At 41.3% G+C, this 14,737-nt stretch carries 14 protein-coding genes; 6 read left to right on the forward strand and 8 right to left on the reverse strand.

Features of this window, described 5'->3' with window-relative positions:
- Positions 1-15 precede the first annotated feature (15 nt).
- On the reverse strand, positions 16-345 hold the full coding sequence (locus tag MSTHT_RS07755) for a pyrimidine dimer DNA glycosylase/endonuclease V (RefSeq protein WP_048167286.1): 330 nt from the start codon (positions 343-345) through the stop codon (positions 16-18).
- A 140-nt stretch (positions 346-485) separates the two neighbouring features.
- Here MSTHT_RS07755 and MSTHT_RS07760 point away from each other — a divergent pair, with 140 nt between their 5' ends.
- Entirely contained in the window at positions 486-1,583 is a 1,098-nt protein-coding gene (locus tag MSTHT_RS07760) for a hypothetical protein (protein WP_048167287.1), read from the forward strand.
- A 322-nt stretch (positions 1,584-1,905) separates the two neighbouring features.
- Here the strand turns inward: MSTHT_RS07760 and MSTHT_RS07765 are convergent, their stop codons facing one another.
- The 4 genes from MSTHT_RS07765 to MSTHT_RS07780 all read right to left on the reverse strand — a co-directional run bounded on the left by MSTHT_RS07765 (position 1,906) and on the right by MSTHT_RS07780 (position 5,383).
- Positions 1,906-2,142 carry a DUF378 domain-containing protein gene (locus MSTHT_RS07765; protein ID WP_048167288.1) on the reverse strand — a complete coding sequence of 79 codons (237 nt, stop codon included), beginning with the start codon at positions 2,140-2,142 and terminating at the stop codon, positions 1,906-1,908.
- A gap of 336 nt (positions 2,143-2,478) precedes the next feature.
- On the reverse strand, positions 2,479-2,808 hold the full coding sequence (locus tag MSTHT_RS07770) for a hypothetical protein (RefSeq protein WP_048167289.1): 330 nt from the start codon (positions 2,806-2,808) through the stop codon (positions 2,479-2,481).
- 551 nt (positions 2,809-3,359) lie between these two features.
- Complete coding sequence (locus MSTHT_RS07775) at positions 3,360-4,100, reverse strand: MBL fold metallo-hydrolase (protein ID WP_048167290.1); 741 nt, start codon at positions 4,098-4,100, stop codon at positions 3,360-3,362.
- 2 nt (positions 4,101-4,102) lie between these two features.
- Positions 4,103-5,383 carry an ATP-binding protein gene (locus tag MSTHT_RS07780; RefSeq protein WP_048167291.1) on the reverse strand — a complete coding sequence of 427 codons (1,281 nt, stop codon included), beginning with the start codon at positions 5,381-5,383 and terminating at the stop codon, positions 4,103-4,105.
- Positions 5,384-5,862: 479 nt separating this feature from the next.
- On the opposite strand from MSTHT_RS07780, the gene purC reads away from it, so the two are divergent.
- Complete coding sequence (purC, locus tag MSTHT_RS07785; protein WP_048167292.1) at positions 5,863-6,576, forward strand: phosphoribosylaminoimidazolesuccinocarboxamide synthase; 714 nt, start codon at positions 5,863-5,865, stop codon at positions 6,574-6,576.
- 148 nt (positions 6,577-6,724) lie between these two features.
- On the opposite strand, the gene MSTHT_RS07790 is transcribed toward purC, so the two are convergent.
- The 3 genes from MSTHT_RS07790 to yciH form a co-directional block, all read right to left on the reverse strand.
- A complete protein-coding gene (locus tag MSTHT_RS07790; protein WP_048168465.1) occupies positions 6,725-7,951 on the reverse strand; it encodes an Nre family DNA repair protein in 1,227 nt (408 codons plus the stop codon).
- Complete coding sequence (locus MSTHT_RS07795) at positions 7,948-8,313, reverse strand: transcriptional regulator (protein WP_048167293.1); 366 nt, start codon at positions 8,311-8,313, stop codon at positions 7,948-7,950. The genes MSTHT_RS07790 and MSTHT_RS07795 overlap by 4 nt, the downstream gene beginning before the upstream one ends.
- Before the next feature lie 215 nt (positions 8,314-8,528).
- Positions 8,529-8,837 (reverse strand): stress response translation initiation inhibitor YciH, encoded by a 309-nt coding sequence (gene yciH / locus MSTHT_RS07800; RefSeq protein WP_048167294.1) that lies wholly within the window; start codon positions 8,835-8,837, stop codon positions 8,529-8,531.
- Between the two features lie 562 nt (positions 8,838-9,399).
- On the opposite strand from yciH, the gene MSTHT_RS07805 reads away from it, so the two are divergent.
- From MSTHT_RS07805 to MSTHT_RS07820, 4 genes are all read left to right on the forward strand, one after another.
- Entirely contained in the window at positions 9,400-9,648 is a 249-nt protein-coding gene (locus MSTHT_RS07805; protein WP_231588036.1) for a helix-turn-helix domain-containing protein, read from the forward strand.
- Between the two features lie 364 nt (positions 9,649-10,012).
- Positions 10,013-12,160, forward strand: coding sequence for a phosphoribosylformylglycinamidine synthase subunit PurL (purL, locus tag MSTHT_RS07810; RefSeq protein ID WP_048167295.1), 2,148 nt, complete (start codon positions 10,013-10,015; stop codon positions 12,158-12,160).
- A 233-nt stretch (positions 12,161-12,393) separates the two neighbouring features.
- Entirely contained in the window at positions 12,394-13,530 is a 1,137-nt protein-coding gene (locus MSTHT_RS07815; RefSeq protein WP_048167296.1) for a glycoside hydrolase family 57 protein, read from the forward strand.
- A complete protein-coding gene (locus MSTHT_RS07820) occupies positions 13,527-14,723 on the forward strand; it encodes a glycoside hydrolase family 57 protein (protein WP_048167297.1) in 1,197 nt (398 codons plus the stop codon). The genes MSTHT_RS07815 and MSTHT_RS07820 overlap by 4 nt, the downstream gene beginning before the upstream one ends.
- Positions 14,724-14,737: the final 14 nt, after the last annotated feature.

A 14,737-nucleotide genomic window follows, 5' to 3' on the forward strand; every position in this document is an offset into this window, starting at 1 on the left:
TCAAGATAACAGAATTCAAACCCTGCAATCACACCCTCTTTCCTTTAGGAGCCGGATCTGTTCTTTATAAGAATCCACAAGCTCGTCCTGAACTGCTTCTCCTGTCGCAAAGGCAGGGTCGAGAGGAGTGTGGTGCTTATAACCGCGTTTTGTCATTTCCTCAACCAGGGCTTCATGCCTCAGGTACAGAGCTTTGAGTTTTCCCCGCCAGCGCATGGTTTCAGGATGATGTGCATAACCCTTCTTGTTATTGATAATTATTGACCATAAAGCATGGAGCTCACGGTGTTCCCCAAGCAGGTGATTTCTGCATAATCTCTCAGGGGGTACATCCCAGATCCTCATAAGATGAACTCAGAGCGCATTTAAGAAAGGGTTTTCGGAGGGAGGAGAGTTTTTACTTAACACAAAAATTAGATATCATGTTCTGCGTCTGATTCTTTGTTCTTATACATATTTACATACTACCTGAGAAAACATAGTCCATGAGACCACGGGTATTACAGCATTCTGGCTTCTTTCTGCTTTTTCTGGCTGTCACATGCTTTATACTAACTCCTACACTTGCTCATGTGCCAGTTTTCGGAGGGGAGGGTAAAAGTCTTGGGACCGCAATCCCGATTGAAGATCCTGCGAAATCAAGGGTGTTTTACGGGCAGCTTGCATTCGGAGACATCAGGTATTACAGTTTTAATATGGAAAAGGGAGAGAGAATTACACTCGGTCTTACTGTTCCTGTTGAACAGGGAAACCAGGATTTTACCCCAGGTCTTATTCTTATCGGGCCTGGGCTTGAGAATGAAGGACAGCCACCCGAGAGATTGGAAGTGCCCGAAGGATATGGGGCAAAAGTGCTTTCCTACAACCTTCCTGAGAGTCCTGTGTATGAAGGATTTACCCCAAGCACTTTTTATTCGCTTTCCCGGCTCGATATGGAAGCTCCTGAAAGCGGGACATATTACGTTGCAGTAAGTGCGGTACAGGGAACAGGCGTAGCAAGGGAAGAAGACTCATTACAGGAAGAAAATGTACAGGAAAGGAAAATCTCAGGAGAAGGAAATTACGGAGTAGTTCTGGGATACAGAGAAACTTTCACTCTGAAGGAATGGATCACCATACCCCTGGGTCAGATAAAGGTTTATCGCTGGGAGGGTCAGAGTTGGCTTTTGATCTTTACTCCGCTTGCGCTTACTCTTGCAGCCGGGTTTATGGCAATTTATTTAAAAAGGGAAGCCGTAGCCGGACTTAGTCTTGCAAGCATCTCAGGAACGCTTGCAGGTCTCTTCTTTCTGGGCACAGGAGCGTCCTATATCTTCCAGATGCTCCTGTCATTAAATAAAAGTTCGTATTCCCCAGAGATATTTATTACTCTTATCCTGATCCTTGCCAGCACAGGACTTGGAGTTGCTGCAATTGCCTTAAGCCTTAAAGATAAGAGGTATGGTACAGGATCGATAAGAAAACGGCTTTATTTCTTTACTCTGGGAATAGCCGGACTTTTATTATGGGCAGGATTGCTCATAGGACCGATCCTGGCGTTTGAAGCTGCACTCCTGCCCGGAAACGTAAAGAATAAAGTATGAAATTCAAAAACGATAATAACTGAATAATATAATTCAAGTTATAATTCAAGTTATATGAGTAGACTTATGGTATTCAAATAATCAGAGTAATCAACTTTTAAATGAGTTTAGATGAAGGAAAAAAGAAATAAAATGAATGAAAAAAACAAAGAAACAAGAAAAATGAATGAATAAAAACAAAGAAACAAGATAAAAAAATAAAAATATGCCCCTAAAAAATGAAAAAGAACTTATTTTAATTTTATATCCAGCCTTCTGAAAAATAACAGCTGATTAAGCCCCTTTTATAGTATCACACCGGAAAGGAGCTCTTCTAATCATTTTAATCATGGCGAACAGCGGCCTCATGAGTTTGATACGTATCAGTTCTAACAGTGAAATAGATCATGTAAAGCGCTGCAAGTCCGACTAATATATATATAATCCTCGAGAGAGTACTTCCTGCCCCGAAGATAGCGTCTACAAGGTTAAAATCTAAGAGCCCTACAAGCCCCCAGTTTAGTCCACCAACTATGACAAGTATAAGTGCAATTAAGTCTACTGGATTTCTTACTGCCATAGATATCACTCCCTTTTTGTTTTATTCACCTATTTTTCATAATAGGAAGAAATATAATAAACCCAATATTAAAATTGGATGTACTTGTATTTATATGTGACTAATAGAAAAAAATTGAAACTTATTAGAGGATAAAATAGAAAATAAAACTAAATTATTATTCAGGTGCAGGAATCTTTTATTTCTCAGACTTTTCTTCCAGGAAGATAATAATATGGTACTTGAGATAAAAAATTTTCAGGCATAAAGCTTGTTTTCAGACATACAGCTTGGTGAGCCTATCCTTTCGTTGAGTCTGGTAGGCGAGTCCCTTATCTCCCGCCCATTACCTCAGTATTAGAGAGCACCATATATTCCAGATACTACTAAATATAGAGAGACTACATAGAAAATTAAATTTATAAATATCTTACCCGCTTTATAATCAGACTCAGCTTGATATTCATTTTCATATAACTCAACATACAATCTGTAATCTATTGATTTTCGATTCCAGTTGTCAACTAATACACAAAATCCTCCCACTAACATAATTAAAAAGCTAGCTTTTGTTGCTAAATTAACAACAACTGGATAACTCTCTATTATTAAAAAAGTAAGTATAATGCCGTCAAGTCCTATGAAATATCTATAGTAATTACCTAAAGAAGAGGAAAGCTGATTCATAATTATACACCGTATAAAGTCTTTTAGTTATATTAAAACATTAAGATAAATATTAATCTAATGCTTCTATGCGAATTTTGTTTATCTGCTATTTGGCAGATTTGAAGGCCAGTCTATCTAAAGAAATATATCCATTTTTAGCTATACTCTAGGAAGCAGGCGAAACACCTTAATTATCCGGGAAAAGCGTAAATTTAAGCTTTAATAAGCCTGCATACATATCGATAAAAATTAAGATTTTGGCATGCAACTTAAACAGAAAATATGAATAAGTTACCTGGATGAAATTTAAGATTTCTACAGAACCTAACATTTTTCAATATATAACTTAACGTCTAATTCTTTTTTATTACACTCGCCACTAATGAACTGACTTTTCCAAAATTTCCCCTTCCTGCCAGACGTGATTACGAACACCTCAAATGCTGCAAGCAACTCTGATAAACAGCCGTTCTAATATCCATTCTCCCTACACCAGGATTCGAATACTTTCAGAACTCATAGACACTATTGGGTCACGATATGTAATGAAGTCAAAAACGTAGAAATATTTAGAGTTCAAAAACCTGCCCATCGTATCCAAGGGGTATGAACAACGCTTCAATATTATGAGGACGAAACAGATGACTGAGATGGGTCAAGACCACTTCTTTTGCATTGAGCTGCTCTGCAAGTGCCATAGCTTCTTCTGAATTCATGTGCTTTTCTATATGAATATGGGGCGGAACTATAGCATCGGCAATAAGAAGGTCTGGATCTTGCATTAACTTCAGGCTGGCTTCGGGAATCTCCGAGTTTGTATCTCCCGTAATGACTACTTTTTTGTCGCCTTCGAGGATTATAACCCCAACAGGAACCTCCACTGGGGGATGATTTACCTTAAAAAAAGTAAATTGCAGCCCTATTAGCTCGAACGGCTCATAAAGCTTTACGTAGTGATACCTTGGTTTAAGAAAGGAGACATACTGATCTATGTATTCGAGAGTTTCACGAATTCCATAGACATCAACCTTATCTTGAACCCTGTAGAACTCGCCGAACCCAGAATAGTGGTCGTAATGCCCGTGCGTCCAGATAACTCCATCTACACAGGAAAGATTTTGCTTGAGGAACTGCTGCCTGAGATCAGGGCTTGTGTCAATAAGGATTTTACCCTCCCCGGATTCCACAAGGATGGAGGAACGAAGACGCTGGCTCTTTCCCCCCTTTCGAGCATCTTCACAGGCAGGGCAATAACATCCGATTTTAGGAGTACCGACGGCATCACCGGTCCCAAGCAGTGTTAACCTCATCTTTACTTCTTCCTATCATACTCTTCAGATTTGAGATCAGACCTCTCATCAAAGGATCTTACAGCTGCCAGCAGATCCTCCTGGGTAAGTACTTTACGTTCCTCAAGAAGAGCACTCAGGACAGCTTCTCTTATAACCATACGCAGGTCCGAACCCGAATAGCCTTCAGTTAATTCAGCAATTTCCTCTGTATTGAAATCCCCTTCAATGTGCTGGGTCACAATATCCAGAATATTCTTACGCATATCAAAATCAGGAAGAGGGAAATGCACGATCTCATCAAAGCGCCTCCATGCCGCACTGTCAAGCATGCGGGGGTGATTGGTTGCAGCAATAAGAAGAACCCCATGCTCTACAAGGCTAATCTCGTCTATGGCTTTAAGGAGAGTGTTGACTGCTCGCTTGATGGCAGCATTTTCATCCGAAGTCCTTGCCTTTGCTACGAAATCCAGCTCATCTATGAAAAGAATACAGGGATTCAGTTTCTTTGCAAGCAGAAAGACTCTATCAATGTTCTTTGCAGTCTCACCAAGATACTGGTCTGTTATCATGGAGAGCTTGACCTCAACAAACGGGATTGAGAGCCGCTCAGAGAGCGCGCGGGCAACCGAGGTCTTTCCAGTACCGGGAGGACCAACAAACAGAAGTTTTCCGATATCATGAAGCCCGATTTCCCGCAAGTATTCCCTATGCTGAATGGCTTTCATGATTTTTTCGACTTCATTTTTCTGTTCTTCGGTAAGTACAAGGTCGCGGATTTTTTGCTTCACATCTTCAGGGGCAATAATGACCACGAGTCTAAGCATCTCTTCGCCTTTGTCCTCTTTCCTGATCTCTGCTACCAGAGACTCTATCCATTCCCTGTCAACTTCCTTGGGTCTTATTTTTGCCTTTGCATGTGCGTAGTTTGCAGCCTCAACCTTTCTTATTTCTCCAAAGTAATAAGCCAGGACAGGGTTATTTTCAATCCGCTCCAAGGAACCTTCCTGCTTTTCAAACCATTCAGCAGCAAGTTCAAAAGCACTGAGATTAAGTTCAAAATGAGACTTATCAATATTTATGAAGGGAACATTTCTTACAAATTTTTCGATATCCTGAATTCCATACAGTTTTTCAATTTGTAAAAACGTGGCTCTAATGGGTTTGGGAACTGTTTTTTCTGCGCTATTCCAGTAATTTTTTCGAATGTTTTTTGGAAGATCGTTTACATCCAGTTCTGGGTAGCGTTTATAGATCTCTGCAGTCAGCAGTAGTTCTACTATATCTAATATAGTGCCTGACATGTTTTTACCTGTTGTATGCTTGGACTAATCCACTATCAAGTGTTGGGCACTCAAATGCGGTAAGTTCTTAAATCTTTGTTTAAGTTGCTGAACCTAGTAATTGATTTTCTTCGATGATAAAATTTACGAAGCCGTCGGCGGTAAGAAGAAAGACCGTCTGGAGATGATAGCTTTATCTAGCAGAAGAAGTTATCATCTACTCTATCTCTTTCGAGATTTAAGGCATATTTCGGGAAAGGCCTTTGCCGTGTCCAGGAAATGTCTCACATTCGGAGAGTAATCGTGAATTCTGGAAATAACCGAATTGTCTCCGTGAGAATACTCGCGTTTTAGAGAGAATTCGATCGATATAGATTATCTCTGGAATACCACGGCATTATCAAAACTCCTTCATTATCAGAACTAGTATATTAAAACTATCATTCCTAAGATCTCCCTATCTAAGGAAACCCAGAATTATCCCTAGAGAGGACTATTGCATGATAAGAGAACAGCTCTATTCAGGGAAAGCAAAAACTATATACAAGACGGACGATCCAGACACCCTTATTGTTGAATTCCGAAACAGTCTGACTGCATTTAACGGAGAGAAAAGAGGGGAAATTGAAAAGAAAGGGTATTACAACGCCCAGATCTCAAAGAAACTTTTTGAGATGCTTGAAGCAGAGGGAATAAAGACTCACTTTGTCAAAATGCTTTCTGATGTCGATATGCTTGTGAAGAAAGTCGATATCATAAAAATTGAGGTCATTGTCAGGAATATTGCCGCAGGCTCAATTACAAAAAGATACCCCTTAAAAGAAGGTACTGTTTTCAAGTCACCAGTACTTGTTTTTGACTTCAAGAGCGATGAATATGGGGACCCTATGCTGAATGATGACATTGCTTTAGCGCTTGAGCTGGCGACAAAGGAAGAACTTGCCACACTCCGAAAACTCGCTCTTAGAATCAATGAACTGCTTGTGCCCTATCTGGACGAGAGAGGTATTGTACTTCCGGACTTCAAGCTGGAATTTGGAAGAAGAGACGGAGAAATTATTCTTGCAGACGAAATTTCTTGCGATACCTGTCGGTTCTGGGACAAGAGCACCGGACAGTCAATGGATAAGGATGTCTTCAGGTTTGACAAAGGGGACATTTCCAAAGCCTACGAAGAAGTTGCGCGGCGTATAGTACCCGAGATCTTCAAATAAATCTGATAAAGGTAGAAAGCTCGAAAAGCTTCTTGAAAAGCTTCAAGACTTCCTACCCATTACCTTAAATTTATTTAGTATTTTTATTCAAGCCATTTCTGCTATTACTTAGATTTTATCATTTACGTTGCTCCCGCTTTTAACCCAATTACCCTTTAAAAAAGAAATCGAGAGTGGTTTGAAAACGGAAATCTGAGAGCAGCTTTGCCTGCTGTATCCATTCGGCTTTTGGTGTGCTTACTCTGCCCGCAAGATCTGAAACTGCGGCTTCGAGAGAATCGAACTTCTTTGGAGGATTCTGGAGAGCCTTTCTCATGCCTTCCCTGACAACCCATACACCCAGGGGAGCCCAGTAGTCCGGAGTTATTTCTCTGAGTACGAAGACCGAAGCCTGCCTTTTAATTTTCTTAAGGTATTCAAGTACAGGCAGTCTTGCAGCATAATAACCCCCAGCAAGGGGAGAATATCCTTTCTTACCGTCATAACCTTCACTATCTTCCGCAATCCAGCTTGACTCTCCAGACCAGACTGTTTTTGGGAGCCAGATTTCAATGAGCTCAAAGGAATAAGCTCGTGGGAGAATAAGGACTTCAAAACGATTTCCGAAATGAGTCTCGCTAAAAAGCTGGATTTCTGAAATCCAGGGAAAATCCTTTATACGATTTGCAAATTCCTTTCCAGCCATATCATCAACAGCTGTGATTGACCAGCGGGTTGGCACGATTTTTCGTGCTCTTCCGAGCAGACCAATGGAGAGCAAGCGCGTGATATGTTCAACTGGGATATTTCCTTTATAGAGTTCAAGCACAGCATCTTTTGCCAGCGCATCAGTGTCGTAGACAAGATAATCAACTTTTTTAGGAACATTTGGATTCTCGGCAATCTCAAAGTTTTTTACAAGCCCTGAGGGTCCCATGGGTGTGAGCACTGCATCGAATTTGAGTTCCTGCTTAGGGGCTTTGAAAAACCAGGCTTCGGTATCCACGGGCTTTCTGGAAAGGGCAAGTTCCTGAGCCTTTACAAGGAGAGTGTTTTCTTGTTCTAGAGCTTTTTTTACGTGGAAGTTTGTGTTTGCCCTGATCATGCGGGAACGAAGAGAAATAATGTCTTCAATCTGCATGTTTGCCCAGGCTGAAGGTTCTTCAAAAATAGAGGCTTCACTCTCCTTTGCCAGAGGGGGAATGAGCGGACCTGCCGATACCCTGGGGTAGCCATAGCTTCCAACAAAAATAGCTGGGGGAGATGCTCCAAAAACCGAGTTTCCTGAAATTACAGGAGAAATCGATTGTAGAGATTTAAACTTTTCAAGAATTGGGCAGCGGGGACGCCCACAAAGTCCTTTTCCTTTACATTTAACACAGAGTGTATCATTCACTTTGGATCCATATCCTCGCATATGATACAGGGTTTAGCTTCGGGAGCGTTCCTGTATAGCCAGCCTGATTTCTGAACAAAACTGCAAATTTCACACATGCCTTTTGCTTTCTCCTGAGAGGATAGACCTCGACTCAGAAGCACTGATGCAAACTTCCGGATTTCACTCTGGGTCTCCTCGGAAAAACCAACTTCAGCACCGCGTTTCTCACTAACGTACTGGGATACTGCAGCCCTTGAGAGTTCCAGGATATCCGCTACATCCTGCTGCGTGCATCCATACTCAAAAATCATTGTTCTGGAGAGCTCTGCTCGAATTGCAGGCAAGACTTTCTGTACCATAACTTCGCATGTTGTTCTCATGGGAGACCGACACCGGATAAATCAGATAAATTTTAAGAGATATAATCTCTTAACCTTTTATATATCTGTCTATTTTTATTTTTCGAGTAGAGCATGTCTCCCTTAATTTATAGAAAATGCATGCTATCGAAAAATATGTTAAAATATATTAGTCCCGAGCCTGAAAAATCTTTTTTATTCTGCAGACTCGGTTTTATCCTTAGAAGCGTCAGAGTTTAGTTTTTAATCTGTTCAGCAGAGAAACCCTTTTCCATGAGGACTTCTTTCATGCGGGCAAGGTGATTACCCTGAAGTTCCACAGTATTTCCTTTTACCGTACCGCCGCATGCAAACTTCGATTTAAGGTAAGTGGACAGTTCATGAAGATCAATTTCACTTGCGTCGAAACCTTCTACAACGGTAACTTCTTTTCCGTATCTTCTTCTGTTGACTTTTACAGTAATTCTCTGTTGCTCTTTTGCGACCTCTTCGCAAATGCAAAGTTCTTGTGGAAGCCCGCATACTGGGCACATTCCGCTACTCATTTGTTGGTATATCCTCCGAATTTGTAATCATAGTATATGTGCATCTAAAAATAACTGAATAGATATAAAGTACTTGTCAATGATGGTATTAAAGCCTAATGGTATTTTTAAGGCACTTTACACTGAATTTCAGCAAATAATAAAGATTCACGAAAGCGTAAAGAAACAGCCAGAGCTTTTATAATTTTATATAACATTGTGTTCGTGTGTAAGTAGAATTTAACAATAAATGTATTATTGAATAGTAATGTCGCGAATAGTATATGTCGTAAGCGAAAAAGCTGGAGTTATGGGATAATTCCATAGGTTAGCACCTTGAAGACGAATCCAGACTGAAAAAGCTTAAAAGTCGAAGAGACTAAAAAGGTTAAAAAGCCTAAAAAGCTGGAGAAGCCTGAAATTCTGCCTTTGCTGGGAAGAGCTCCTATTTCCCGGCAAGAAATTAAATATATCTTGAACCCCATTTCTTTCTATATTTTGTAAATATATGTATTCACTTCTATTATATAAATATAATCCTATGAAAACATTGAATAACCTGATTCACGTTTGGGGGCTCTAAATGAATGATTTGAACGGGTTAATAGGTTTCGTGAACGGAAACAGTATAAGGCAAAAAGTGCTCTCCTTACTCTCCTCGAAAGGAGAAATGGAAGGGAAAAGAATATCAAAGACTGTGCGAGTTGCACATCCTACCGTCGCAAAAACACTAGAAGAACTTGAACAGAAAGGATTAATCATAAAAAAAGATGAAATATACTCCCTGACCGAATCCGGAGTAAAAGTAGAAAAAATGATCCAGCAAATTTAATAAAAATCAACTGATAGAACCAGTTAATTCTGCAACCAGTAAAGCAAGAGTATTTTTATCTTTTTCCTTTTATATTAAATACAGAATTTTTACTCGAGAGCCATCCAGTATCTTCCCATAACTAATTTTCGAATTACTTCTTACATATTTACATTCATTAATTCAGATTTGTGAAAAGGGCGCCGTCATCCCGAGACAGGATTCAGGCGAAATAGGACTCAGGAGTCAGAAATATTTATCTAATCCTTATCCCTTTATGTCGCCATAGGCTGTTTGCGCTAACACTAAAGATTCTGGATTTAAAAATAACCTATTAAAAACTAAATTTCGGTATCCAAAAAGGATTAGCATCAGAGGCAAGTCAATGTTACCTGAAGAAGACCTTAAGATTATTAAAAAAGAACTCGGGCGAGAGCCCACCCTGGTAGAACAGGGCTGCTTTTTAAATTTATGGAGCGAACACTGTTCCTACCGCTCAAGCGCTCCTCTCCTTAAAACTTTTACTACGACTGGCAAGAACGTGATTATCGGTCCAGGAGACGATGCTGCAATTATTAGATTCGAGGATGGATACGTACTTGCCATAGGCATGGAAAGCCATAATCACCCCTCATATGTAGATCCCTATAATGGGGCTGCTACCGGTGTTGGAGGTATTGTGAGGGACATAATCTCTATGGGAGCCCGCCCTATTGCTCTCATGGACCCTCTCTATTTTGGGCCTCTTGACACTCCTAAAAATCTATTCCTTTTCGAGCAGATAATTAAGGGAATTGCAAGCTATGGAAACTGTATCGGAGTGCCTGTAGTCAACGGTGAGACCTTCTTTGACAGAAAATACAGTGGAAATCCTCTTGTAAATGTGGTTGCAGTAGGGCTCTGTAAGGAAGAAGAAATTATAACTTCACGCTCCCAGAAAGCCGGAAACAAACTCGTGCTCGTAGGCTCAAGCACAGGAAGAGACGGGCTTGGGGGAGCTTCCTTTGCCTCAAGGGATCTTTCCGAATCAGCCGAAGCTGAGGACCGACCAAGTGTTCAGGTAGGAGATCCCTATACTGAGAAGCTTGTAATTGAAATGACCCTGGAAGCTATGAAAAAGGGGTATGTAAAATCCTGCAAAGACCTTGGAGCTGCCGGCTTAGGAGGGGCAAGCTCGGAACTGGCTGCAAAAGGAGGGCTTGGAGCCCGGATCATTACAGACGCTGTGCCGCAACGCGAGCCCAATATGAACGCTTATGAAATCCTGCTTGCGGAATCTCAGGAGCGCATGCTCTTTGAAGTAGCTCCCGAAGACGTCGAAGCCGTCCTTGCTCTGGCAGCAAAATACGACCTTAATGGAGCTGTAGTAGGATACCTGACAGAAGAGCCAAACTATACAGTTGAGTTTAAAGGGGAAATTGTTGCCGATATACCAATAGCTTTACTGACAGGCGGCGCTCCAACCTGCGAGAAACCCTCAGTAACTCCTATTTCCCAGGTTGAGGAGAGTAAAGCACTAGAAACTCCAAAAGACCTGAAAACAGCTTTCCTGAAAGTCCTATCTTCCTATAATATTGCCTCAAAAGAATGGATTTACAGGCAGTATGACCATGAGGTTCAGTTGAGAACAATTGTCAAACCCGGAGAAGATTCCAGTGTGCTCAGGATTACCGATAAAAAAGGAATTGCACTTTCCTGCGGCTGTCAGCCAAGAGCTACCCTTCTTGACCCCTACAATGGGGGAAAGACCGCAGTTGTGGAAAACGCCATGAACCTTGCAGTAAAAGGTGCAGAAGGGCTTGCAATTGTAAACTGCCTGAACTTCGGAAACCCTGACCGTCCGGAAATTTACTGGCAATTTAAAAACGCCGTGCTCGGTCTTGGGGATGGAGCCAGGGAACTCTCTATCCCTGTCGTTGGGGGAAACGTCTCTCTATATAATGAAAGCGATGAGTTCAAGACTGCAATTCTCCCAACTCCTTCGATTGGAATGATAGGTAAAGTTGACCTTGAAACTCCACTTCCTTCAAGCTTCTTTGTGTCATCCGGAGACACTATTATCCTGGTAGGAGAAACAACTGCCGACATGGGAGGTTCCGAATATTATGCCTGTTTTGGAGCCCAGAATGCTGGGAAAGTTCCTCCTGTCCCGACAAACTTCCCGGAGATAATAAAAGCCATAATCGAAGCTGTAAAGAGTGGAAAACTAAACTCGGCACATGACCTTTCCCTTGGAGGAATTGCTGCAGGGCTTGCAAGAATGTGCAGAGACCTTGGCGCAGAAGTAGACCTGAGTGAGGCTGCAGAAATTAAAGCTGATGAGCTGTTATTCTCAGAAGCCCCTGCACGGGCTTTGCTTGCTACAAACGAGCCGGAAGCTGTACTGGAGATCCTCAAAGATGTGCCCCACATCATAATCGGCAAGGTAGGAGGTAATTCGCTTAGGATCAAAGGAAAAGATTTTGAGATTTCTCTATCCCTCAAAGAGATCTCGGATGCGTACGGCAGCCTTACAAGATTTATGATGGGCTGATCCCACAAGTCTTGTTTTGGAGGTATAAGACTTTCTGTGCTCCAATTCGAAGGGATAACATCCCTTCTTACTTTTTAAGATGTTTTTAATCTAAGCTGATATTTTTCAGCTCTTGTATCATCTTATCTTTAGTACTTTTTGATATTTTTCAAGTTTTGATTTAACATGAAAAGCAGTTTAGAAGTAAATTAAACAATAGTTTTTAGTAGGTTTCCGCACTAGATTACTTTGTTATGAAAGCCGTATGCATCTGTATGGGAGTGCATTTGCCTTACAACCCCAAGTGGTACTGGCCTGTCGAGGGTTTTGTGGGGATACCTGAGATGGATAGATATTTTGATCGGAATAGTATTTTTTCAAAATTTTTAAAAGCGAGCAGGCAAATGTTACGCCTTAATGATTTGATTCTGGAATCTATTGAAAGGGGGGGAAAATATTCCTTTGATCTGTCTGGACCCTTCCTTGAACAGTGTAGATGGGACCCCGAACTTCTCGAATCATTCTACGAACTTGGGGAAACCGGTGGTGTAGAGTTTACCGGGAGCTGCAATTATCACTCCCTGAGTTCATTATATCCCGATCTATCCTGGTTCAATGAAGAAGTGATAATGTACAAGGAAACACTCAGGGAGTTACTTGACATTACACCCGAAACATTTGTAAATACTGAACTTCTATATACTGAGAGAGCAGAGAGAATTCTTACCGATCTGGGTTTTAAGTGTCTTATCGCAGAAGGGTCTAGAAATCTTATGAATGGATACGACCCTGTACATGTTTTTGAAAACCATGTTCCGACCCTTCTAAGGCATATAAACCTTAGCGAGGATCTTGAACTGCGTTTTTCGAAGAAAGACTGGCAAGGCTATCCTCTTATTCCGGAAAAGTTTGTGGATTGGATTAACAGTATGGATGGTGACGTCCTGACACTTTATATTAATTATCAGAATATTTGTTTTCATTATAGAAATAAGAGTATGATAGCCGATTTTATCCGGTTGCTTCCCGAAACACTCAAATCCAGGGGAATTGAGATGTTGACACCAGCTGAGGCTGTAAAGAGATTCAAGCCTCTGAAACTTCCGACGCTGGCAACTGAACAGACAATACGTTATGGGATGCATAATGCATTAGGGAACCATGCTCAACAGCTTTATCTGCGAGAACTGGTAAGGGTTGGCGAGGAACTCTCAGAACTTAAGGGAAAAAAAGATTATAATAAACTTAGAGATGTATACGGTTATCTCCAGCAAAGTGAAATATTTTTTTCAATGAACCCTGGAAATATAAGAGAAGGGTATGAAAGAGCTGTAAACTATTTTTCCATCCTTTCAGATTTCAGAAGAGCTGTGCTTGAGGGAGGAACATGACCTCGGTTTGTATTTATTTCCAGGTGCATCAACCGTTCAGACTGCGCAGGTTTTGGCCAGATGACAGATCAGGGTTTTTCCGCTATTTCGACGAGAGATGCAACAGGGAAATCTTTGAAAGAGTAGCCCGGAAATGCTATATTCCTGCAAACAGAGTACTTCTGGACTTGCTTGATAGATATAAAGGAGAATTCAGGTTTTCTCTTTCAGTTACCGGAACCCTGCTCGAGCAATGCGAACTTTGGGGAAAAGATGTACTCGAGAGTTTCCGACAGATGGCAGAAACCGGATCAGTGGAATACCTGGACGAAACCTTCTATCATTCCCTCTCAAGCCTTTTTGAAGACAAAACCGAATTTATTGAGGAGATAAGAGAGCACAGAGAAAGTATGTCTGATCTTCTGGGAGTTAAACCTGAGGTATTTCGGAATACTGAACTGCTTTACAATAACACGATAGCAAAGCTTGTTTCTGACCTGGGGTATAAGGCTATCCTTACTGAGGGTGCGGATCATATACTTGATGGAAGGTCTCCCAACGTTCTTTACAAGGCAAAAGGCTCGGGACTTCCAGTTATAGTCAGGAATTATAAACTAAGTGACGATATAGGATACAGATTCTCGGCAAGGTGGTGGGAAGGATATCCTCTGACTGCAGAAAAATGGGCCTCATGGGCATCTGGGATTAATGAGGATTGTATTAATATTTTTATGGACTATGAGACCTTCGGAGAGCATCAATGGGAAGAAACCGGGATATTTTCCTTTCTGGAAAAGCTGCCAGAGGAAGTTCTCAAGACTCACCTGGATTTCAGCACTCCCCGTGAGCTTGTCGAAAAATACTCACCTGTTTCCGAGATTGATATAGGGGATTTTTCTACAATCTCCTGGGCTGATATGGAGCGCGACACCAGTGCATGGCTTGGCAACGACATGCAAAGGCGCTGCTTTGAAGAGATAAAGCTGCTTGAGCCATTTGTAAGGAAAACAGAGGACCCTGAAATCCTGCGTATTTGGAAGCACCTTCTAACTTCGGATCACTATTACTACATGTGTACCAAGTGGCTTGGGGATGGGGATGTCCACTCATATTTCAGCGTCCACTCCACACCCTTCGATGCCGCTGTTAATTTCATGGCTGTACTTATGGATTTCAAAGCGCAGGTATTCAAGAAACTTAGCGCAATAGCTTAATTAAATGTGCACAT

It is taken from the genome of Methanosarcina thermophila TM-1 (assembly GCF_000969885.1).
GTDB lineage: Archaea > Halobacteriota > Methanosarcinia > Methanosarcinales > Methanosarcinaceae > Methanosarcina > Methanosarcina thermophila.

Bases quoted from the DNA above. Each gene is read 5' to 3' on its own strand.
- MSTHT_RS07755 (WP_048167286.1), bottom strand. From the start codon at position 345: ATGAGGATCTGGGATGTACCCCCTGAGAGATTATGCAGAAATCACCTG.
- MSTHT_RS07760 (WP_048167287.1), top strand. From the start codon at position 486: ATGAGACCACGGGTATTACAGCATTCTGGCTTCTTTCTGCTTTTTCTG.
- MSTHT_RS07765 (WP_048167288.1), bottom strand. From the start codon at position 2,142: ATGGCAGTAAGAAATCCAGTAGACTTAATTGCACTTATACTTGTCATA.
- MSTHT_RS07770 (WP_048167289.1), bottom strand. From the start codon at position 2,808: ATGAATCAGCTTTCCTCTTCTTTAGGTAATTACTATAGATATTTCATA.
- MSTHT_RS07775 (WP_048167290.1), bottom strand. From the start codon at position 4,100: ATGAGGTTAACACTGCTTGGGACCGGTGATGCCGTCGGTACTCCTAAA.
- MSTHT_RS07780 (WP_048167291.1), bottom strand. From the start codon at position 5,383: ATGTCAGGCACTATATTAGATATAGTAGAACTACTGCTGACTGCAGAG.
- purC (WP_048167292.1), top strand. From the start codon at position 5,863: ATGATAAGAGAACAGCTCTATTCAGGGAAAGCAAAAACTATATACAAG.
- MSTHT_RS07795 (WP_048167293.1), bottom strand. From the start codon at position 8,313: ATGAGAACAACATGCGAAGTTATGGTACAGAAAGTCTTGCCTGCAATT.
- yciH (WP_048167294.1), bottom strand. From the start codon at position 8,837: ATGAGTAGCGGAATGTGCCCAGTATGCGGGCTTCCACAAGAACTTTGC.
- MSTHT_RS07805 (WP_231588036.1), top strand. From the start codon at position 9,400: ATGAATGATTTGAACGGGTTAATAGGTTTCGTGAACGGAAACAGTATA.
- purL (WP_048167295.1), top strand. From the start codon at position 10,013: ATGTTACCTGAAGAAGACCTTAAGATTATTAAAAAAGAACTCGGGCGA.
- MSTHT_RS07815 (WP_048167296.1), top strand. From the start codon at position 12,394: ATGAAAGCCGTATGCATCTGTATGGGAGTGCATTTGCCTTACAACCCC.
- MSTHT_RS07820 (WP_048167297.1), top strand. From the start codon at position 13,527: ATGACCTCGGTTTGTATTTATTTCCAGGTGCATCAACCGTTCAGACTG.